A 22,419-nucleotide genomic window follows, 5' to 3' on the forward strand; every position below is an offset into this window, starting at 1 on the left:
CAAACTGGGCGTTTGAGCATTAATAAAATTTAGCATAGACCACGCAGTGGAATATGCTAAATAAAAATTAAAGCATCAATGCTCATCCAGTTTAGGAGCCGCATATTTAATAGATTAAGAACTGTAAGCGCTATTTTAGCTATTGGTCATGCAATTAATAAACTTCTCAGAGAGCTGTGTTATTGCCACTTTATCAGTGTACATAGGCTCGTTATTTTTTATTATAAACTCAGCACATTGTGCTTGAGATTGTTTGAATTTTTGCTTACATGAGTTTACCGATTCGCCAATTACTTCTTGGTAGATGCTTTCATCACACAAGCTATCGGCAAATTGACTCGCCCCGGTAATAATTTCATTAATGCTGACAGGAGAGGATTCTAATTTGAAGAATATATCGCTGTAAGTTTCAACCGTTATGCTCTGTGCAGGGTCAAATAAAGTCGCTTTTGCACTTAAATATGAGCCACCTATTAATAATGCCACAGCAGCCATTGTTGTGTATTTCATAACATTTCCTTGTAAAGTCTTAGCCCAGTGGTGCCAAAAACGTCCTATTTCACTCACACCTTATTAGCCAATGCTAATAAGATTAATAACTGTATTGATGAGATTTTTTAAGTACTGGAAGATTGCAACAAATGCAGGGCAATAAGCCTATCGATTTGGTTAAAAACATTCCTTGTTCCTAATATCAAGTAGACTACAGTCAAGTTAGCTTAAATGCAAATAATTAATGCTCACTTAATGTACTAAACAAATCGAATTAACGCTTAAATTTAGTCTCTAAAATAACCGATGAACGGGTACGCTCTACCCCATCTAAGTTACCAATATCATCCAGCAAGTGGCTTAACTGCTCAAGGTTCTGTGCTTCTACAATAGCAATTAAATCAAACTCTCCACTGATTGCATACAACTGAGAAATCGCATCAATTTGCTTTAATTCAATATTAGTTTTTGTTGTTAGCTTCTGTTTTACTTTTATTGAAACATGCGCAGAGACCAAGCTATTTAAAAAGTCATCTCCAAAGTCAACGCTATAACCCTTAATGATCCCACTTTGCTCTAATTTTAGCATTCGGCTTTGCACCGTTGAACGAGATAAACTCAAATGCCTTGCAAGATCAGAAATGCTAGCGCGGGCGTTCGTTTTTAATACTGAGAGTAGTTTTTCATCTTGGGGAGTTATCATAATGCTAATTAAATTCGTTAATTTGACTATTATTCTAATCATTTTTCACAAAATAGCACTGCAAATTTCATTCATAACCTTTGATAATGACATTTTTAATAAGTAAAACACATTGTATTGCTGAATCATCCTGACCTTATCGTTATTTTTTCAGCAACGTATTTTTTTATGTGAATAATTTAGGTGTAAAAATGCAAGTAACCAGAGATTTATTTAACGACGTAATGGTCCCTAATTACAACCCTTCAGCTGTTGTTCCTGTTCGCGGTGAAGGCTCACGTGTGTGGGATCAGAACAATAACGAATTTATCGATTTTGCCGGTGGTATTGCAGTTAATTGTTTAGGGCATTGCCATCCTGCATTAGTCGGTGCACTTAAAGAGCAAGGCGAAAAAATTTGGCACTTATCAAATGTAATGACCAATGAGCCAGCTCTTCGTCTAGCTAAAAAAATGGTTGATGCCACGTTTGCTGAAAAAGTTTACTTTGCAAACTCAGGGGCTGAAGCAAACGAAGCAGCATTAAAATTAGCCCGTCGCTTTGCACTGGATAAATTTGGTGCTGAAAAAACTAAAATTATTGCTTTCAATAAAGGTTTTCATGGTCGTACATTTTTCACTGTAACAGTGGGTGGCCAAGCTGCTTATTCTGACGGTTTTGGTCCAAAACCTGCTGATATTGTGCATTGTGACTACAATGATATTGCCGCTTTTGAAGCCTTAATTGGTGATGATACCTGTGCAGTAATGATGGAGCCATTACAAGGTGAAGGCGGCATTGTGCCACCAACTAATGAATTTGCACAAAAAGTACGTGAACTGTGCACTAAACACAACGCACTACTTATTTTTGATGAAGTGCAAACCGGCGTTGGCCGTACAGGTCACTTATACGCATACGAAGGGTTAGATGTTGTTCCTGATATCTTAACGACGGCTAAAGCCTTAGGTGGCGGTTTTCCAATTGGCGCCATGATCACCACCACTGAAATTGCAGCACACCTAAAAGTAGGCACGCATGGTTCTACATATGGTGGTAACCCGTTAGCTTGTGCTGTTGCAGAAGCGGCATTTGATACTGTTAATACGCCTGCTGTATTAGATGGCGTAAAAGAGCGTGAACAAATGTTCCGTGATGGTTTAAATGCAATTAATGAAAAATACCATGTATTTAGCGAAGTCCGTGGTAAAGGCTTACTAATCGGTGCGGTATTAAATGAGAAGTTTGAAGGCCGTGCTCGTGACTTTTTAGTAGCAAGTGCAAATAACGGCTTAATGAACTTAGTAGCCGGTATGAACGTTATTCGTTTTACACCTTCATTAGTGATCCCATTTGAGGACATTAAAGAAGGCTTAGCTCGCTTTGAAAAAGCAGTAAGCGATGTAGTAAACGGTTAATAACTAAGTAAAACATAACTAAGTCCTGAGGCAAACACACGTTTACCTCAGGATTTTATATGTTGTTGGAGCAAGTAGTTAATGCAAGTATTACGTCCTATTACTGTCAATGATTTTGCAGCACTTAAAGAGATTGCCATTGAGTCTGGCCATGGCTTTACCTCTTTACCTGTCGATGATGGGCAACTACAAGAAAAAATTGATCGTGCGCAAAACAGTTTTACTAAAAACGTAGATAAGCCCATCGACGAAAGCTATCTATTTGTTTTAGAAGACAGTGAAACCGGCAAGGTAATTGGTACTACCGCCATAGAAGCGGCCGTCGGGTTATCTGTACCTTTGTATCATTATCATCTAGGTAAAACCGTTCACCATTCACCCACTTTAAACGTTTACAATACCGTAGATATTTTGAGTATGTGTAATGACTACACTGGCTGCTCAGAAATATGTACTTTATTTTTACGTGAAGACAGTAGAAAAGGCTTAACGGGACGTTTTTTATCACGTTCACGTTTTTTATTTATGGCGCAACACAGTGAGCGCTTTGCCGACACAGTAATTGCTGAAATGCGTGGTGTTAGCGATGAAGACGGTCACTCGCCATTTTGGCAATGGTTGCAGGAACACTTTTTTAGTATTGAATTCCCACAAGCCGACCATTTAGTGGGGTTAGGCGATAAAGTGTTTATTAGCGAACTCATGCCTAAATACCCTATCTATGTGAATTTACTGAGCAAAAAAGCACAAGCGGTGATTGGCCATGTGCATGATAAAACCAAACCAGCACTTAAACTGCTTGAAAAAGAAGGTTTTGAACACCGCGGATACGTTGATTTATTTGACGCAGGCCCCACAGTAGAAGCAAAGCTCGGTAATATTCGCAGTATTCGTGATTCACAGGTGTGCCCTATTACTATTGGCGAGCTTGAACATATCAATGAGCAAAGCTCAGACACCCTTGCTATTTGTAATCAAGGGGTTAGTGATTTCAGAGCCACATTTACCAAACATGCTCATTACAATCAGGCAAAGCACACCTTAATCATCAGCCAAGAAGTAGCTGATGCACTTCATTTAAAACAAGGAGATGCAGCGCGATTTTTCCGCCTGTAACATTATTTATGAACACACAACTAATTAATAATCAATGGTTTGTAGGCAAAGGCCCTGCGTTTGATTCTATTAACCCAAGTAATGGTGAAATTGTATGGCAAGGTAATGGCGCCAACGCAGAGCAAGTTGACAGTGCCATTAAAGCGGCAAGAGCCGCGCAAGTTCAATGGGCAGACATGCCAATTGAGCAACGTATTACCATTTTAGAAAACTTCGTAGCCCAACTAAAAGAACACAGCGAAGAGTTTGCCACTATTATTGCTCGTGAAACAGGTAAACCGCTATGGGAAACACGCACAGAAGTGGGCGCGATGACAGGCAAAGTGGCTATTGCGATCCGTGCTTACAATGAACGTACTGGTACAACCGAAAACCCAATGCCTGGTGCAAAAGCCTTTATTCGCCACAAACCTCACGGTGTGGTCGCTATTTTTGGTCCGTATAATTTCCCTGGGCATTTACCAAACGGCCATATTGTACCAGCCATACTAGCCGGTAATACCGTGGTATTTAAACCATCAGAATTAACTCCTCATGTAGCGCAGTTTACCTTAGAACTATGGTTAAAAGCAGGCTTACCTGCTGGGGTTATAAACCTTGTTCAAGGTGAGTTAGAAACAGGTAAAGCGCTGGCCTCACATCAAGATATAGATGGCCTATTTTTTACTGGTAGCTCAAACACAGGTCATTTATTACATAAACAATTTGCCGGCCACCCAGGTAAAATTTTAGCGCTTGAAATGGGCGGTAATAACCCGCTAGTGGTTAAAGATGTTGCTGATGTTAGCGCCGCCGTGCACGATATTATTCAATCGGGTTTTATCACCTCTGGCCAACGCTGTACTTGTGCACGCCGTTTATTTATTGAAAAGTCGCCCAATGGCGATGCTATTTTAGAAAAGCTGATCAGCGCCACCAAAAATATCCTAGTAGACGATAGCTTTGCGGACGATCAACCTTTTATGGGTGCTATGATCAGTGAAAAAGCCGCATTAGGCATGGTGGCAGCGCAAGCTGAGCTAGTTAAACAAGGTGCTGAGATTCTTGTTGAGCTTAAACAATTAAAACCAGGCACTGGGTTTGTAAGCCCAGGCATTATTGATGTCACTAATATAAGCGAAATTGCCGATGAAGAACACTTTGGCCCGCTTATAAAAGTATATCGTTACACTGATTTCAATAGCGCTATAACAGAAGCAAACAACACCAGCTTTGGTTTATCTGCTGGTTTACTTGCTGATAGCGAAGATGATTACAGTCACTTTTTAAAACGTATTCGTGCCGGCATTGTTAACTGGAACCGCCCTATTACAGGCGCATCAAGCGCAGCGCCATTTGGTGGTATAGGTGCCAGTGGCAACCACAGAGCCAGTGCATACTACGCTGCAGATTATTGCGCATACCCAGTGGCCTCTGTAGAGTCAGAAAAAGTTAACTTACCGCAAACCCTCGCGCCGGGCTTAATAATTGAATAACAATTTTAACCAGATTTAAGGATTTACCATGCATACTGATGTAAACACATTATTTGATAACCTGTGGCAAAACTACCTAAGCGTAACGCCATCGGCTGACAAAATTCATGACCTATTAGGCTCAACGCAAAAAGACGATATAATCAACGATCATATTGCGCTGCGTACTTTTAATATTGAAAAAGTAGGCCTTGAAAAACTAGCTGCGCACTTTTTAGCCATTGGCTACAAAGAATGTGGTGAGTACCATTTTGAAGCAAAAAAACTCTACGCTAAACATTACGAGCACAGCGATCCAACGCAACCTAAAGTATTTATTTCTGAGTTATTAGTTGAAAAATGCTCACCTGAGCTTCAAGCAATTGTTACTGATATGGTTGCACAAATTGACGAAAGTGCGGTGACTGCCGATAACTTTTTATATTCAGGTACACATTGGCAAGTAAGCACTGATACTTACAAAAAGCTATTAGCAGAGAGCGAATATGCAGCGTGGATGTCTGCGTGGGGTTATCGTGCCAATCACTTCACCGTGAACATTAATACTTTGGCTAAGTTTGATAACATCCATGATGTAAACCAAGCTCTTAAAGATGCTGGTTTTGCACTCAATACCTCAGGAGGCGAAGTAAAAGGCTCACCAGAGGTGCTATTAGAGCAATCATCAACATTAGCTGATGAGTACGCCGTAACCTTTAGCGATGGCGATATGCGCATTCCTAGCTGTTTTTACGAGTTTGCTATTCGTTATCCAAAACCTGACGGTGAAATTTACACCGGTTTTGTCGCTGCCTCTGCAGACAAAATATTTGAAAGCACCAACGCACGATAACCAAAGTGTGTTGAATTTAAAAAGCCCACTTTTGGGCTTTTTTTGTGCCTAATGAATGGTTTAAAACAATTTTATGTATCGATAAAACGATAAATAAAAATGACAACAATCAATTGCCCTCTTATGGGCATGCAGGCTTATGTGTGTAAACTTAAACGCAGTTGCTTATTCCCACTGCGTTTTTTTGCTAAAAAAGGAACCTGCGCTTCTTTTTTAAAATTATAAAAACAACGGCTTATAGTCGTTTTCTAGTTGTTCGAAAGACAAATCGCCAATAAATCGACCAAAGCTGAGCCACGTAGCAAGGCCTCTTAAATCTTTAAAATGAGGCGGCACAAATTGCGGATTTTCAATGACACCTAAGTCATGCAATTGCGATATTAATCTAAAGTCATCAATTGATATTTTACCCACCAGCAATAATGGCAACTGATCAATTCGACCAAGCTGTATCGCCACCCTAATTAAGTTGTAAACTAAAACAAAGCCTTTTATGTAAGCAATATCTTTGGTAAAGGGTAAGCCGGTTGCGGTACTGCCTCTAAAAACGCGCTGTGCAAGAGTATAGCTGTCGTCTTTTGATAAACCTTGAGCAACGTAATCTCGGTAAATATCGATAAACTCAGCGCCATCAATTACTTTCGTCACCGCTTGAATACGGTTTACTAATTTTGATAAACGACGTGGTGTTGATTTAAGAGTAATAATTTCCGTCAGTACTGCAAGCCCCTCTTGGGTCACCGTAGAGCTTGGTGTGCCTTTACTCAAGCAAGTTAAATAAGGTTGCGCTAAGCCATTTTGAGTGGTGCCTACATGGATCCAGCCCTCGTGCACTTCTAAAATATCTAATTCGCGCTGAGAAAACTTAACATCTTGATTGAGCTTAATATTATTAGCACCTGCTGCCGCATCGCTGACAATACCATCACTTAGCATCACTTCTACGTTTATTCCCGGCATGCTGGCATTGACCTGTTCAGATAAAATCCGCACCGCGTCGCTGGCATCAATATTTTTAGGATCTTCAGGCAAAATATCCGCTGCAAGTAAATTTTTTAAAGGCTGTTCGAGCATATTAGCCAGTTCTGATAGCGATGGCTCACCGGCATGAAACAAATCTTTAGGATGACCAAATAGCTCCACTGATAAGTCATGAAACTCTGGCGTACCGCGGTATTCAAGCATGCTCAGAACCGTTTTATATTCGGTACACATTTTACCCATATATTGTGCAATTGGGTTTAATTGCCCCAACTGGTTAATAATATTGCGGTGCAGTGTTGAAAATGCTTGGCGCAACTCGCTAGGAACAAATCCTAAATCGCGCTGTTGATAATAAGCACGCTCAATAAGTGGATTTTTTTGACATTTTTGTCTAAAAAATTCCTCTTTAATTTGTTTATCCCAATTTATTGCATCGAGTATTCTAATGGGTGTTTGCAATGCAATGAGCTGGTCGGATAATTCACGAGTTTTCAAAAGTAACGCTTTGTCTATCATGGTAAAAGCTCAACAAAAAGTGAACTTTGAGCATAATTTATAAATGAAAAATAACAAAGCAATATCATACTTTTTAGACTATTGTTTTTATGATGATCGACCCTCACTTCTATAGCGTATGAGTGATTAAATAAAAGGGACAAACAATGAAAAATGAAATCGACAATAAACAAATTCTAGCGGTTTACGAACGCATTCAACAACGCGGAGAAGTCACAGAAGAAGGTAAATTTTATCAAGGGATCACTGCATATTCTGATATAGACGGCTATACCGTTTACTTACAAGGCAGTGGGGTATTATTACGTTTTGGATTTCATAATACCTATCACTTAGATTATGAACATGACAAACACAAAGACGACTTTTTGAAAAAACTTTACAACATAGCTAATGAAGAGTAATGCGATCAACATACCGACGAAACAGACCAACCAGTTCGCGCAACTTGCAGTTTATTAATCAAGTTATTGCGCAATTAAAAGCAGAGCCTAAAAAGCTGCAACTCATCAAAAACAACCTTGCTTATTACCGTGCGCAAACGCATTTAAAGCGTGGGTTTTTACTTGCAATAGAACGTTTTGATTGGGTATTTGAAGCGACCGATAATATTGATGAAATTTGCGACCAAATTATGGCTGACGATTATATTGGCAACCGTTTAAGACGTTATCCTTTGCTCTTTAAAGGCGTTGTTGAAACCTAAACAGCGTCTTTATTTATCTCTTCACTAAGTTAACATTTCTGTAAATTAATCTCATATTTCACTTCCTAAATCTTTTTTCTTGGATCTTCCCACAAACTCGCCTTACCGCTTTTTAAAGTGACCTGCCCACAAAAAATACAATTAGTACTCTAATAGTTATCACACTAATAAATAAATCACTAAAAGTTTCACCAATTATGTAAATAAATAATTACACCGCAAAAAGCAATTAAAAAAACACACGTAACAAACTGTTATTAAATGATATTTTATAAAAATCCAGCTTGTTAATATAACTTCATTTTAGACTTATTTTATTAATTATTTATCCACATTTCAGACACTCACCATTTGCACGAACCTTGAATTGTTAGAGCTATTACCTTAAGCTTATCTTTATTGAACGATCAATTAATAAAAATTATGCCTAAAGTTGGAATGGAACCTGTAAGGCGTCAGCAGCTAATTGACGCAACAATAGAGTCAGTTGCTCAAAAAGGGTTACAAGCAACCACAATTAATAGTATTAGCAAAAATGCGGGGATGTCCTCTGGCATAATTAGCCATTACTTTGGTGGGAAACAGGGGCTAATTGAAGCAACTGTGCGTTACTTACTGTCTAACTTGAAATATGACTTGATCAGCAAAGTAGATGAAAAGACCACGCCAACTCAAAGGTTAATGTTTATTGTTGAATCAAACTTTGCGCTAGTACAACAACGAAAAGACACCACTCGGACGTGGTTAAGTTTTTGGGCGCAATCAATGCACGACAAGGAACTTCATCGTTTACAAAATGTAAACAGCAAACGCTTGCAAAGCAATTTAACCGTTTCATTTAAGCAATTAATGCCTTTAGCGCAAGCAAATCTCGCGGCAGAGTTAACCGCAGCAATGATCGATGGTTTATGGCTACGAGCCGTATTAAGCCAATCAGACGAAAATCAGTTTAAACACAGTGAATCACTGGCTAAAAACTACGTGCATTCACTTATCAAGCAATATGGAGCCTAACGTGACTACACCTATCTATCAAAACTTTATCAACGGTCAATTCCTTGCAAACAAAAGCGGCGAAACATTTGATGTAGTAAATCCTGCAACCGGCCAAGTAATTTATGCCGTTGAAGTTGCCGATGAATACGTTCAAAACGCAGCAATTGAAAGTGCAAAACAAGGCTTTAAAGTTTGGTCAGCCATGACCCCTATTGAGCGCAGCCGTATTTTATTAAACGCCGTTGCTATTTTACGCAAGCGTAATGATGAGCTTGCACTAGTTGAAGTGCTCGATACCGGTAAACCAATGCAAGAAGCTAACTGCGTAGATGTTGAAACAGGCGCAGATGTAATTGAATATTTTGCAGGCCTTGCCCCTGCGCAAGTTGGTCAACAACAAATGGTTGGCGATGACTTTTACTACACACGCAAAGAGCCTTTAGGTATTTGTGCTGGTATTGGTGCATGGAACTACCCATTACAAATTGCATGTTGGAAGTCTGGCCCTGCCCTTGCTGCGGGTAATGCATTTATTTTTAAACCTTCAGAAGAAACCCCGCTTGGCGCAATTAAATTAGCCGAGGTATTTATTGAAGCAGGTGTACCCGCTGGCGTATTCAATGTAGTTCAAGGCGCGGGTGAAGTAGGCCAATGGCTTACTGCACATCAAGATATTGAAAAAGTATCGTTTACTGGTGAAGTAGGTACCGGTAAGAAAGTCTTCGCCAGTGCAGCAGGTACATTAAAAGATGTGACTATGGAACTAGGTGGTAAATCGCCGTTACTTGTCTTTGACGATGCCAATATAGAGCAAGCAGTAAGCGCGGCAATGTTAGGGAACTTTTATACCCAAGGTGAAATTTGTACTAATTGCACTCGTATCTATGTTCACAAAAATGTGTACCAGCAGTTTATTGATGAGCTTAAAACTCGCACCGAAAACAATATTATTGCCGGTGATCCACAAGATTTAAACACTAACTTTGGCGCGCTTATTTCTAAAAAGCATCAAGATTTAGTGCTGAGCTACATCAACAAAGGCCTTGAAGAAGGGGCAACGCTATTAACCGGTGGCTCAACGCTTTCACCAGCATCTGCGCCAAATGGTTATTTTGTAGCGCCAACCGTATTTGTTGATTGCAACGATGAGATGACGATTGTTAAAGAAGAAATTTTTGGCCCAGTAATGAGCGTTTTAGTATTTGATGACGAAGATGATGTAATTACACGTGCTAACGGCACTCACTTAGGTTTAGCTGCAGGCGTTTTCACCAGCGATATTAAACGTGCTCATCGCGTTATTCATCAGCTACAAGCCGGTATTTGTTGGATCAATGCTTACGGTAACTCGCCGGCAGAAATGCCTGTAGGTGGCTATAAGCAATCAGGTATCGGCCGCGAAAACGGCATACAAACGCTTGATCATTACACGCAAACTAAGTCTGTTTATGTTGGTATGGCTGACATAGAAAGCCCATTTTAAGGAATCATTATGAACCACTCTTTTGATTATATTATTGTAGGCGCAGGCTCGGCAGGCTGTGTATTAGCAAATCGCTTGTCTGAAGATTCAAGTAACAAGGTATTGTTACTTGAAACCGGCGGCAGCGATAAAAGCATCTTTATTAAAATGCCCACTGCTCTGTCGATTCCAATGAATACCGATAAGTATGCGTGGCAATTTCATACGCAGCCAGAAAAGTACTTAGATAACCGTGAAATGCACTGCCCACGCGGTAAAGTGCTTGGCGGCTCATCATCTATTAATGGCATGGTGTATGTACGTGGTCATGCGAAAGATTTTGATGAATGGCAGCAACATGGCGCTAATGGCTGGGATTATCAAGCCTGTTTACCGTATTTTAAAAAAGCAGAAAGCTTTTATCTAGGTGAAAACAGCCATCGTGGTGGAAAAGGCCCCCTTGGCGTTAATAACGGTAATAATATGGAAAACCCTTTGTATAGCGCCTTTATTGATGCTGGTGCTCAAGCGGGTTATGCCACTACAGCTGATTATAATAGTGCTCAACAAGAAGGCTTTGGCCCTATGCACATGACCGTTAAAAACGGTGTGCGCAGCTCAGCCTCTCGTGAATATTTAGATCCAATTAAGCATCGCAGTAATCTAACAATTGTAACCGGTGCACTTGCTCAGCGCGTTATTTTAGACGGCAAAAAAGCAACCGGTGTTGAATACAAGCTCAATGGCACAGTTAAAACAGCCAAAGCAAGTAAAGAGGTTATTTTAAGTGCGGGCTCTATCGGTTCTCCTCACCTATTACAACTGTCCGGTATTGGTGATACACAAATACTTGAAAAAGCAGGTGTCGAAGTAAAACATCACCTACCAGGTGTTGGTCAAAACTTGCAAGACCATTTAGAGTTTTACTTTCAATATAAGTGTAAACAACCCATTACCTTAAACGGTAAATTAGGCTTGTTTTCTAAAGGTTTAATTGGTGCAAAATGGCTGCTTACCCGTAAAGGTTTAGGCTCAACTAATCACTTTGAATCGTGTGCCTTTATTCGCTCAAAACCCGGTGTTGAATGGCCTGATATTCAGTATCACTTTTTACCAGCAGCAATGCGTTATGATGGACGCAGTGCTTTTGCAGGGCATGGTTTTCAAGTGCATGTAGGTCATAACAAACCTAAAAGTCGTGGCAGTGTCACTATTGCCTCAGCAGATCCGACGCAGCCGCCAAAGATTGTGTTTAATTATCTTGAGCATCAAGACGACATTGAAGGCTTTAGGGCGTGCGTACGTTTAACGCGTGAAATTATTGAACAACCTGCCTTTGACGACTTCCGTGGTGAAGAAATTCAACCAGGGCAACAAGTTCAAACGGATGAGCAAATTGATGCCTTTGTGCGCCAAGCAGTGGAAAGTGCTTACCACCCTTCTTGCTCTTGTAAAATGGGTGAAGACGACATGGCTGTAGTTAACTCAAATACCCAAGTGCATGGCATGCAAAGCTTGCGTGTAGTTGACTCGTCGATTTTTCCAACCATACCTAATGGTAATTTAAATGCGCCTACCATCATGGTGGCCGAAAAAGCCGCTGATATTATTTTAGGTAATAAGCCTTTAGCTCATACAGGAGTTGATGTTGTGAATGCCACTGATTGGCAAACTTCACAACGAAATAAAACCCTTTAATTTAGCCTGCCATAAAGGCCACTCTTTTAGCAAAATGCTTTAAGGAGTGCCTTTATGCGCCTTGCAGTGGCTCACAAGCATAAATAGGTTATGCCTGTGTTAATGCAAGCACAATAAAAAAACGGAGTATATATGTGTTATTTTTATTCATTCTGGGAGGGCGATAATGACTATTTGGCTTAATGCAGGCATTATTTTCACCTTACTTGCCATTGTTACTATTTTAATAAAATGGGGCAATGTACGCGTAGTGGGCGTCACACCAGTGAGAACATTCACTTTTATAGCAATCCTGTTTACCTCAGGCCTAGACGTTGGCCTTATTATGTTCCCTTTAACCGAATTTGCCGGTTATGCAGACATAAAAGCAAGCCCAGAATATGCATTTGCCAATCCTCTCTCAATTGAGTTTGGTTATTGGGGATTTTTAATTTGGGGATTTTATTTTCTTACGTGCTTTTATTTCTGTGTAATAGAACCCAAAGTGAAGTTTTTTGAAATTCCATGGGTTAAGTTTTTAAACAACGTGGTCATTATTGGTACTTGTGCGTTTACCGCTTACTTATTACTGAGTAACTTGCCGTGGTATTTACCTGAACTCGGTGATGGCTCAAATGTTATTCCTGCGTTTTACTTAATCGTGCTTGCCGCTATTTGCTTTGCGGTGTATTCAAGTACCGATATTAAATATGTGCGCTTTTTAAGTATTGCAACTACTTGGTTGTTTATCGCCCTAATTGGCTTTATGTGGGCTGATGCCTTCTTATTTGGCGACAGTGAACTCTCTGCATTTACTAAAAACATCGGATTAATTGGTAATTACTTTGCCAACATCAATGAGTTTGTATTACCACTGAATGATTACCATGAGTTTTACTTATTTTGGTGGTTTGCGTGGAGCATTATGATTGGTCAATTTACATCGCGTTTTGTGGGCGGTTTAAAAACCTATCAAGTCCTTGGTGCTATGCTGATTTTCCCATCGATTCCAATCGCTATCTGGTTTAGTGTGTTATATCACTACCATGAAGCCGGTATTCCAACCGAGGGAATTAAAAACTTTGCTATGGTGTTTGTAGGTATCGTATTTGTTATTAATTCGCTCGATTCCCTGATCCGTTTATACACAGATAATTTAAACCTAACCGTAAAACGCTTTGGTAAATTTAAATATATTGCCATGAACGTTGTCGCTTTGTCGCTACTAACACTGCTATTTAAGCTTGAGTTTTTGCAAATTCAATGGGTTGGTGCTTTAGTTATAGGGTTATTCTTTATTTGCCTTGGTTTTATTGCCTACAGCAAACTTAAAACGGTCAGCAATATCGAAGGATCGCCTAAAGCGAATAAAATTGATTACACAAAAATAGAAACTATCAGCTAAGAAAACACATGAACAATAAATTAAAACAACTTTTTATCGCTTTACCGTTCACCGTTTTATCAACAACGGCAGCGGCTAACTGGTCAACAACGATTACGGCTGCATCTGATTACACCTTTAATGGTGTATCACAAACAGATAACGATCCGGCACTACAAGCAAGCCTTGACTACGCTTATGATAACGGTGTTTATGCCGGTGTATGGGCATCAAACGTAGATTTTGGTGATGACACCGACTTTGAACTAGATGCTTACGTAGGCCGATACATTCAGTTAAACGAACAAGTAAGCCTGGATTACGGTATTGCTTATTACACTTACCAAGGTAATAACAGCGATGGTAACTACGCAGAAGCGTATACTAAATTTGGTTACGCCAGTGACTACGGCCAAACAGAGCTTAACTTTTGGTACAGCTGGGATTACTTTGGCTACGATACTGGCCATGTGATTTCTATGATTGCGCACACTTACGAGCTTGCGCCAAATCATGCGATTCGTGCCAGCTTTGATATTTCAAACTCACTCGATGGCAATAAGTTCCAATGGGATGAAGCTAAGGGCGACAAATCGTATTATCACTACCGCTTAGCATACCAAACGAGCTATGAAGGGTTTGGCATTGAAGTGGCTGCTGAGAATACCAGCCTAGATTACGATTACGCAGATGAGCGAATTGTACTGGCTATCTCACGTACATTTGATTTGTAATAGTTAGCAGGGTCTGTTGTACTTTTAAGATTGAATTTGCAGCAGCCTGTTTGGTATTTAGGCAAAGCAGAGCCTATGTAGTGTTATTCCCCATAAATAGGCGATAACGTAGCATTAATGCCAAACAGGCGCTGCCCAAAGGGTTCTTCCTAGGGGCTATTTACTCTTTGTTGCTCGGTTTTTACTTAGCCCACTAGGTTACAAACCTCGCGCCGCGATTAAACACCCCCTAGTTTGAACAAATTTCAATCCACAAAGGTCAACAGACCCTAGTAAATATAAAAAAACACGCTACTGGTTAGCGTGTTTTTTTATTGCCTAGCAAAATCTTACTTTTATATTATTTATAGCGTTATAACTGCCACGCATAACTGACTTTAGTAAAGAAAGTACGTTGGTCTCGCTCAATGCTTTTTAACGAGTCATCCTGATAACCTTTATCTGAATACCCTAAGTAAAATAAGGTTTGTGCGTTAATTTTGTATGAGTACACCAGCTGACTACCGTAATCTTTGTTGATTTCGCTAACCTGATAAAAGTAAGCATCCTCATTTCTGTCTATATCTTCAAACTGTAAAATCAGCTTAAGCATAGCGCGCATACTAAACTTATAATAAAGCCTAAAATCAATAAGGTTTGCGGTAAAAACACGTCGCCCTTGGTAATCATCTAAATGGCTATAATTATGCCTAACATCGACCTGCCAATGGTTATTAATATCCCAAACAGCCTGCGATTGTGTGGTTAAAACATCGCCTAGCTGCTCATTAGTGTAATCTATACGGCTTGCATATTCGGCATATAACGATAATCTCAGATCTTTTGACGGTCTAAAAGCCGTATAAAAATAACCAATATTTTGGTTATAAAACTTGCCGTTATAATTTTCATAGCGATTTAACAAACCCAGCTCAAATACAGACTGCTTTTGACCTTGAAAGGTCATGTAACCTTCGTATTCTTCTTCAAGTAACTCGCCATTTTGCGCCCAGGTTTTATCCCAATCGGCGGTGTATGACCAGGTTGTTAGCATGTCATGTTCATCACCATACCAAGTTTGTCCGCCACCAAAGCCTACCTTTTCATAGTCTACCTTTTCTTGATAACCTAAATCGGTCCGGTAATCCTCACCAATATTGTCATAGGTCGCGTAGAGCTTATAATCACGCTTATCGCGTGTCAGCTTTAATGCATACGCCATATCCGACTGAGAGTCTGCTAAATTGTAGTTATCAACTAAAAACGGCGAGTTATTGGTATCAGCATTCGCGATTTGATAATTAAGCGTATCTGACTGATTAAACCAATAGCTTCCATCAACCGATAGCACCGTATTATGGTAGTCACTACTTTCTCTATGTGTAGAAGTGACACCAATAGTACCTTGTTGGCCAATATCATATTGATAACGTGCCACCACTGCTTTGGTTTTATCATTTAAGTTGGCAAAGCCCGAGCCTTGGTTAGTTGGCAATAAAATATTACTGTTATCGTCATCTGCAAACATCAGCGCATAACTGTGGCTGTCGGTTTTACCGGTGAGCTTGGCGCCAATATTTGGCTCAGCTATGGTACGGGTGTAAAGGAGTTCAAATAAGTTACTTTTAAAGTAAGATGCGCCATCTAAGAAAAACGGGCGTTTTTCTGCGTAATAAATAGAATATGTGGTGTTTACATCCAGTTCTAACGAATCGGTTTCTACCTGAGAGAAATCAGGGTTTATGGTGGCATTAATAACTGCATCTTTAGTGACGCCCCAACGCAGATCAAGCCCTACTTCTGTATTTACATCGCCGTTATCCCACGCACCAGGTACCTGTGTTTTTTGATCGTTTCTTAATGCGGTTAAGGTTGGCGTTAATTGCAGATTTTTACTCGGTGCTAAATTATTAAATCCAGTTATTTTGTCAAACTGACACAAACTACATTTAATATCACGGTCAAAGCCTGTACTTGATAATTGATACAACACATCACGCTGATAGTTGCGCATTACAGCAAAACCCCAGGTAGATTGATCTTTATTTTGTGCAAAGCGCAGAGCTTTAAACGGAATACGCATTTCAATTACGTAACCTTGCTCGTTTATGGTACCGGCACTGTCCCAAATGGCATCCCATGATAAGTCTGACACCCATTCATCGGTATCCGTCATGCGAAGATCACCTTGAGCGCCCAGTGGGTTTACATAAAACTCATAGCCTGTACGTTCATCGTTAAAGGTATCAATCACCAAACCGACAGTATCATCTTGCCAGAGGGTATCTCTGTCACGAAGCGCCGCGCGAATTTTACTCGGATCCGGGTCATAAGCTACAAACGCCACATATAAATTATGACCATCGTCATAAAGGTATGCATCTGTTTTTACTGGCGGTGTGCCTTTTTCATTCGGCTCATCTTGGTAATTTACCGCAACATGTGTTGCTTGTTGCCAATGTGGCTCGTTAAGCACGCCATCTACATCAATATTTTTATTAATGTGCGCGAGTTGATAATTAAGCTTATCGGCAAGTGCATTAGGGCTGAGAGTTAAACCGAGGCTGAAGCTGATCAACAACAGCCATTTTATTATTTTTGTAGGTATAAAGTACTGCATAAACATCCATTTAGATTTATTTACTTGTTAAAAGTAAACTTTGGTCTGGAGTGTAAATTATACAGGTACGTTTGTTAATACTTGCGCGTTAATATTTGCAATAAAATTAACAAAAAACTAATACACAACAAAATGGAATGATTATGTGTCGAGAAGTTTTAATTTATTAGCCACACCATTCCAACTATCGGCATCTTCCGGGGCGGGTTTAACTTGGGTGATGCGTGGCCATATTTCTGCTAGCTCCGCATTTAATTGGGTAAACTCTTTTTGCGATTCAGGTAATTCATCTTCTTGAAAAATAGCATCAGCGGCACACTCAGGTACGCATAAACCACAGTCAATACAGTCAATAGGACTAATAGCCAAAAAATTAGGACCTTCAAAAAATGCATCTGCAGGGCATACTGATACGCAATCAGTGTACTTACATTTTATACAATTTTCGGTGACTACAAACGCCATAATGGTTTAATACCTAATGTTTCACAATAACAGCTGCGGATCATACCCAACCCTTACCAAAACACAATAAATAAGTGCCAAAAGTGGGCAATTTAACGTAACATATGGCGCTTATAAATCAGCGCTTTGTGCACACCCCTTATTGTGAGCGGAATTTAATCCCCGCTATGACACCTAAAGAGATATTAATGATACGTTTAACCGAAATAAAGCTGCCGCTTGACCATGACGAAAATGCCATTGGCCAAGCCATCATCAATAAATTAAATATAAGCCCAGAGCAGCTACACAGCTACAATGTGTTTAAACGCGGTTACGATGCACGTAAAAAAAGCGCCATTTTACTGATTTACACGCTTGATGTTGAAGTGGATAACGAAGCACAACTGTTAACCTCGTTTGAAAAAGACCAACACGTTAAAGTCTCCCCTGACACCAACTACAAATTTGTAGCGCACGCCAATAGCAGTATTAAAGAACGCCCTGTGGTAATTGGCTTTGGCCCTTGTGGCTTATTTGCCGGTTTAGTGTTGGCACAAATGGGCTTTAACCCAATTATTTTAGAGCGCGGTAAAGAAGTGCGTGAGCGCACCAAAGACACCTTTGGCTTTTGGCGTAAAAAGGCCCTTAATACAGAATCAAACGTACAGTTTGGTGAAGGTGGCGCAGGCACGTTCTCAGACGGTAAGCTCTACAGCCAAGTAAAAGATCCTAAACATTATGGTCGTAAAGTCATTACTGAGTTCGTAGAGGCCGGCGCTCCTGAAGAAATTTTATACGTGAGTAAGCCGCATATTGGTACCTTTAAACTGGTAACCATGATTGAAAAAATGCGTGCACGTATTATTGAACTTGGTGGAGAAATTCGTTTTAGCACCCGCGTTGACGATATCCATTTAGACAACGGCCAAGTGACTGGGCTTACGCTTTCTAATGGTGAACAGCTTGAAACTCGCCATGTGATATTAGCGGTTGGCCACAGTGCCCGCGATACGTTTAAAATGATCCACGATAAAGGCATTTATGTTGAAGCTAAACCCTTTTCAGTGGGCTTTAGAATAGAACATAAGCAATCAATGATTGATGAATGCCGCTTTGGCGATAATGCGGGTAACCCTATTTTAGGCTCTGCAGATTACAAATTAGTACACCATTGTAATAACGGCCGTACTGTATATAGCTTTTGTATGTGCCCTGGCGGCACTGTAGTTGCCGCAACCTCTGAAGAAGGCCGAGTCGTCACCAACGGTATGAGCCAATATTCACGTAGTGAACGTAATGCTAACAGCGCTATTGTAGTGGGTATTTCGCCAGAAAAAGACTTCCCTGGGCATCCCCTAGCCGGCATTGATTTACAGCGTAAACTAGAAGAGCAAGCCTATGAACTTGGTGGTAAAAACTACGATGCCCCTGCACAGCTTATTGGCGACTTTTTAAAAGGTAAATCATCGGCTAATTTAGGCGATGTACAGCCTTCGTATACGCCGGGCATAAAACTGACTGATTTGAGCAACGTATTACCTCCTTTTGCGATTGAAGCCTTGCGTGAAGCAATTCCAGCCTTTAACAAGCAAATTCGTGGTTTTTCAACTAATGATGGCTTACTCACTGGGGTAGAAACGCGTACTTCATCACCAATAAGTATCAAGCGCGATAAAACCTTCCAAAGTATTAATACTAAAGGGCTTTACCCTGCAGGTGAAGGCGCGGGTTATGCGGGTGGTATTTTATCAGCGGGTATTGATGGTATTAAAGCCGCAGAGGCGGTTGCGTTATCGATGCTAGAAAACGCCTAACTCGATTTAATCGACCTTTATCGAAAAACCTCACAATGTGAGGTTTTTTTGTGCTAAAAATAACCTGTGTTTCCATAAAATAGATAATAACAATGATTATAAAACGGCTACTTTTAACCTTATGTGTTTGTACAATAACTAACTTACACGCAGCGGCTAACAATACAGAGCTTAAAACCATTAGTGACATTCACAGCGCCTATAAAAATAATAGCACTACAGCTGAACAGCTTACCCGCACTTATATCGACAGAATAAACGCGCTCAATCCTAAATATAATGCAGTAATTAGTATTGAGCCCACTGCAATTGAACAAGCCAAACAACTCGATGCACTGTTTAAAGCCGGAAAATGGGCAGGCCCTTTACATGGTATTGCGGTATTACTAAAAGATAACATTGAAACAACAGGTACATTACCCACTACAGCGGGCTCATTAGCACTTAAAAATAACATTACCAATAAAGATGCCTTTGTGGTTAAACAATTACGCCAAGCAGGCGCTATTATTTTAGGCAAAGCTAACTTAAGTGAATGGGCTAATTTTCGCTCATCGTATTCGTCATCTGGTTGGAGTGCAATAGGTGGGCAAACCCATAACGCCCATGATGTAACGCGTAATCCGTGTGGTTCAAGCTCGGGCTCTGCTGTCGCGGTTGCTTTAAATTTTGCACCTATTGCGCTGGGCACTGAAACCGACGGCTCAATTACCTGCCCTGCATCTGTTAATGGGGTGTACGCCATAAAACCCAGTATGGGACAAGTTTCGCGCGCAGGCGTGGTGCCACTTTCTAGTAGCCAAGATTCGGTAGGCCCAATGGCACATTCTTTAAAAGATGCACTCGCAGTATTGTCCGTCATTCAAGGGGAAGACCCTAATGATGTATCAACACTCAACGTAAATAGAAAGCTTGATAGTATAGCGCCTAAGCCGTCACTGAGAATAGGCGCTTTACCTGCCAGTAAGTTTACTGTGGAAACACAAAAACTTTACGCTAAACAGCTACAAGCATTAAAAGACGGAGGTCATACCGTTGTCAATGTTGAAGTAAAAGATGATTTAAGCACACTTTACGTTGATGAATACGCCATCTTGCTTTACGACTTTAAAGCCGAAATTAATCACTATTTAAGCCAAACACCAACGCAAGTAACGGTAAAAAGTTTAGACGATTTAATCGCATTCAATACCGCAAATAAAAAGCAAGAAATGCTCTACTTTGAGCAAGATATTTTACAGCAAGCCAACGCGGTTGATTTGAGTGAGAAACAACAATATCAAAAAACCAAGGCGCGTTATCGCGCACTAGCAAACCGCGCTATTAGCAATTTATACCGCAATAATAAGCTCGATATTGTGATTGCGCCCACCGTTTCGCCCGCCTGGAAAACCGATTTAATTAACGGTGATAACTTTAAAGGCAGTAGTAGTTCATTGCCTGCTATTGCAGGAACAACCCATATCACTCTGCCAGTAGGTAAAGTAAGCCACTTACCGGTTGGATTGTCGGTTATTGCTAATCAAAATGCTGAAGCGGCTGCTTATGCGTACGCTGCTATTATCGATAATGTATTAGGCATAAAAAAACCTGAGTAAACTCAGGTTTTTTTAATGGCTTAGCTATCTTACTTTTTAAGTGATAGCTTTTCGCCTTTTAAGCTTTTACGTACATTAGAAATACGCGAACGGTTCTTCGCTCTCGCTTCACCGGTAGCTTGGCCTGATGGCTTATTAGCACGGGTGCGGCGTAAATGCGCTGGCTTTTTACCAATTTTATCAATCAGTACTTCACGATTACTTACTTCGTAACCTTCTAAGTAAACACGTTTAATTTTTTGACCAATTAAGGTTTCAATTTCAAACAACATGTTTTCTTCTTCGCGGCTAACAAACGAAATTGCTTGACCTTGGTTACCAGCACGGCCTGTACGGCCAATGCGGTGTACGTAATCTTCAGCAAGCCAAGGTAAATCAATATTAATAACGCGCGGTAAACCGTCAATATCAATACCACGTGCTGCAACTTCTGTTGCAACTAGAACGCGTACTTTGCCTTCTTTGAATTCACGTAACGCACGACGACGGTTACCCTGCGATTTATCACCATGACACACTGCCGCTGGGATACCGTCTAGGTTAAGCTCAGTGACTAGCTCATCTGCGGTTTCTTTCATGTTTACAAACACCAGCACTTGCTGCCAGTTTTTCTTACCAATTAGCTCAGAAAGTAACTCTTGCTTACGGCGCTCTTCTACCGGGTAAACCACGTGTTGTACTGTGCTTGCGGTGCTGTTAGTTTGATCAACACGCACAATTTCAGGTTGCTTTAGCACTTTAGAGGCAAATTGTTTAATTGCTGCTGGGAAAGTTGCTGAAAACAATAAGATTTGACGCTCATCAGCACAGCTTTTTATCACGCTTTGCATGTCATTAATAAAGCCCATATCGAGCATACGGTCAGCTTCATCAAGTACTAAGTGTTTTACTTGGGCAAGGCTTAAGTTACCTAAACGAATATGATCAAGTAAACGCCCTGGTGTTGCTACTACAATATCCACACCTTCTTTGAGTGCAATTTCTTGTCCTGCGGTATTAACACCACCAAATAAACTCACTACTTTTAGCGAAGTGTACTTAGCAAAGTCTTTAAAGTTATTCGCTATTTGCTCTGCAAGCTCACGCGTAGGCGCAAGGACTAAGGCGCTTGGCGCATTCGTAGTACTGCAATCTGACTCAAATAACTTTTGGATAATAGGGAGTGCAAAGGCAGCGGTTTTACCTGTGCCGGTTTGTGCACTCGCTAAAACGTCTTTACCTTTACGAACAGCCGGAATAGCTGCGCGCTGAATGGGCGTAAGGGTGTGGTAATTAAGTTCGTCTAACGCCTGAATAAGTTCAGGGGCAAAACTAAAAGATTTAAAATTCATTGCTGTATAACCTGCGGCCACATTATCAAGGGTCGCAAATTATACAGTAAAATCGCTTAAACAGTTAGTTTTAAACACCAGAAACCACTAATTTATAAAATGCAGGGTAATTAGCTATTATTAGCCGCTGTTTGAATTAGCTAAATGATTTTAACT

At 40.4% G+C, this 22,419-nt stretch carries 19 protein-coding genes; 13 read left to right on the forward strand and 6 right to left on the reverse strand.

Annotated features, from left to right (window positions below; genetic code table 11):
- Positions 1 to 135: 135 nt before the first annotated feature.
- Positions 136 to 510, reverse strand: a complete 375-nt coding sequence (locus QL986_RS06260) for a hypothetical protein (protein WP_008112502.1) — start codon at positions 508 to 510, stop codon at positions 136 to 138.
- A gap of 256 nt (positions 511 to 766) precedes the next feature.
- Positions 767 to 1,195, reverse strand: coding sequence for an Lrp/AsnC family transcriptional regulator (locus tag QL986_RS06265; protein ID WP_013463231.1), 429 nt, complete (start codon positions 1,193 to 1,195; stop codon positions 767 to 769).
- A 191-nt stretch (positions 1,196 to 1,386) separates the two neighbouring features.
- Between QL986_RS06265 and QL986_RS06270 the strand changes: the two genes are divergently transcribed.
- The 4 genes from QL986_RS06270 to QL986_RS06285 all read left to right on the forward strand — a co-directional run bounded on the left by QL986_RS06270 (position 1,387) and on the right by QL986_RS06285 (position 6,015).
- Positions 1,387 to 2,592 carry an aspartate aminotransferase family protein gene (locus QL986_RS06270; RefSeq protein WP_033104201.1) on the forward strand — a complete coding sequence of 402 codons (1,206 nt, stop codon included), beginning with the start codon at positions 1,387 to 1,389 and terminating at the stop codon, positions 2,590 to 2,592.
- Between the two features lie 81 nt (positions 2,593 to 2,673).
- Complete coding sequence (astA, locus tag QL986_RS06275; protein WP_013463229.1) at positions 2,674 to 3,708, forward strand: arginine N-succinyltransferase; 1,035 nt, start codon at positions 2,674 to 2,676, stop codon at positions 3,706 to 3,708.
- Positions 3,709 to 3,716: 8 nt separating this feature from the next.
- Positions 3,717 to 5,183 carry a succinylglutamate-semialdehyde dehydrogenase gene (astD, locus tag QL986_RS06280; protein ID WP_290191334.1) on the forward strand — a complete coding sequence of 489 codons (1,467 nt, stop codon included), beginning with the start codon at positions 3,717 to 3,719 and terminating at the stop codon, positions 5,181 to 5,183.
- 28 nt (positions 5,184 to 5,211) lie between these two features.
- Positions 5,212 to 6,015, forward strand: a complete 804-nt coding sequence (locus QL986_RS06285) for a DUF1338 domain-containing protein (protein WP_064663026.1) — start codon at positions 5,212 to 5,214, stop codon at positions 6,013 to 6,015.
- 219 nt (positions 6,016 to 6,234) lie between these two features.
- Here the strand turns inward: QL986_RS06285 and QL986_RS06290 are convergent, their stop codons facing one another.
- Positions 6,235 to 7,515, reverse strand: coding sequence for a flavohemoglobin expression-modulating QEGLA motif protein (locus tag QL986_RS06290; protein WP_290191335.1), 1,281 nt, complete (start codon positions 7,513 to 7,515; stop codon positions 6,235 to 6,237).
- A 146-nt stretch (positions 7,516 to 7,661) separates the two neighbouring features.
- Here QL986_RS06290 and QL986_RS06295 point away from each other — a divergent pair, with 146 nt between their 5' ends.
- The 7 genes from QL986_RS06295 (at position 7,662) to QL986_RS06325 (ending at position 14,474) form a co-directional block, all read left to right on the forward strand.
- On the forward strand, positions 7,662 to 7,919 hold the full coding sequence (locus tag QL986_RS06295; protein WP_013463225.1) for a DUF3081 domain-containing protein: 258 nt from the start codon (positions 7,662 to 7,664) through the stop codon (positions 7,917 to 7,919).
- Complete coding sequence (locus QL986_RS06300) at positions 7,919 to 8,221, forward strand: hypothetical protein (protein ID WP_290191336.1); 303 nt, start codon at positions 7,919 to 7,921, stop codon at positions 8,219 to 8,221. Before QL986_RS06295 ends, QL986_RS06300 begins: the two co-directional genes overlap by 1 nt.
- 438 nt (positions 8,222 to 8,659) lie before the next feature.
- The gene (gene betI, locus QL986_RS06305; protein WP_024600892.1) at positions 8,660 to 9,235 is read left to right on the forward strand and encodes a transcriptional regulator BetI; all 576 of its coding nucleotides are present in this window, start codon (positions 8,660 to 8,662) and stop codon (positions 9,233 to 9,235) included.
- A 1-nt stretch (position 9,236) separates the two neighbouring features.
- The gene (betB, locus tag QL986_RS06310) at positions 9,237 to 10,700 is read left to right on the forward strand and encodes a betaine-aldehyde dehydrogenase (protein WP_290191337.1); all 1,464 of its coding nucleotides are present in this window, start codon (positions 9,237 to 9,239) and stop codon (positions 10,698 to 10,700) included.
- A gap of 9 nt (positions 10,701 to 10,709) precedes the next feature.
- Positions 10,710 to 12,377 carry a choline dehydrogenase gene (betA, locus tag QL986_RS06315; RefSeq protein WP_290191338.1) on the forward strand — a complete coding sequence of 556 codons (1,668 nt, stop codon included), beginning with the start codon at positions 10,710 to 10,712 and terminating at the stop codon, positions 12,375 to 12,377.
- Positions 12,378 to 12,543: 166 nt separating this feature from the next.
- Positions 12,544 to 13,761, forward strand: coding sequence for a BCCT family transporter (locus QL986_RS06320; protein WP_013463220.1), 1,218 nt, complete (start codon positions 12,544 to 12,546; stop codon positions 13,759 to 13,761).
- Positions 13,762 to 13,769: 8 nt separating this feature from the next.
- Entirely contained in the window at positions 13,770 to 14,474 is a 705-nt protein-coding gene (locus tag QL986_RS06325; protein WP_028834775.1) for a TorF family putative porin, read from the forward strand.
- A gap of 352 nt (positions 14,475 to 14,826) precedes the next feature.
- Here QL986_RS06325 and QL986_RS06330 read toward each other — a convergent pair whose 3' ends face one another.
- A complete protein-coding gene (locus QL986_RS06330; protein ID WP_016899724.1) occupies positions 14,827 to 17,073 on the reverse strand; it encodes a carbohydrate binding family 9 domain-containing protein in 2,247 nt (748 codons plus the stop codon).
- 141 nt (positions 17,074 to 17,214) lie between these two features.
- Positions 17,215 to 17,538 carry a ferredoxin FdxA gene (gene fdxA / locus QL986_RS06335; protein ID WP_008114035.1) on the reverse strand — a complete coding sequence of 108 codons (324 nt, stop codon included), beginning with the start codon at positions 17,536 to 17,538 and terminating at the stop codon, positions 17,215 to 17,217.
- 188 nt (positions 17,539 to 17,726) lie between these two features.
- On the opposite strand from fdxA, the gene QL986_RS06340 reads away from it, so the two are divergent.
- Positions 17,727 to 19,334, forward strand: a complete 1,608-nt coding sequence (locus QL986_RS06340; protein ID WP_013463219.1) for an NAD(P)/FAD-dependent oxidoreductase — start codon at positions 17,727 to 17,729, stop codon at positions 19,332 to 19,334.
- Positions 19,335 to 19,426: 92 nt separating this feature from the next.
- Positions 19,427 to 20,932: an amidase family protein gene (locus QL986_RS06345; RefSeq protein WP_016899721.1), complete on the forward strand. Its 1,506-nt coding sequence runs from the start codon at positions 19,427 to 19,429 to the stop codon at positions 20,930 to 20,932.
- 29 nt (positions 20,933 to 20,961) lie between these two features.
- Here QL986_RS06345 and QL986_RS06350 read toward each other — a convergent pair whose 3' ends face one another.
- Positions 20,962 to 22,263: a DEAD/DEAH box helicase gene (locus QL986_RS06350; protein ID WP_016899720.1), complete on the reverse strand. Its 1,302-nt coding sequence runs from the start codon at positions 22,261 to 22,263 to the stop codon at positions 20,962 to 20,964.
- Positions 22,264 to 22,419: the final 156 nt, after the last annotated feature.

The organism is Pseudoalteromonas sp. APC 3250, assembly GCF_030407915.1.
Classification (GTDB): Bacteria; Pseudomonadota; Gammaproteobacteria; order Enterobacterales; family Alteromonadaceae; genus Pseudoalteromonas; species Pseudoalteromonas tetraodonis.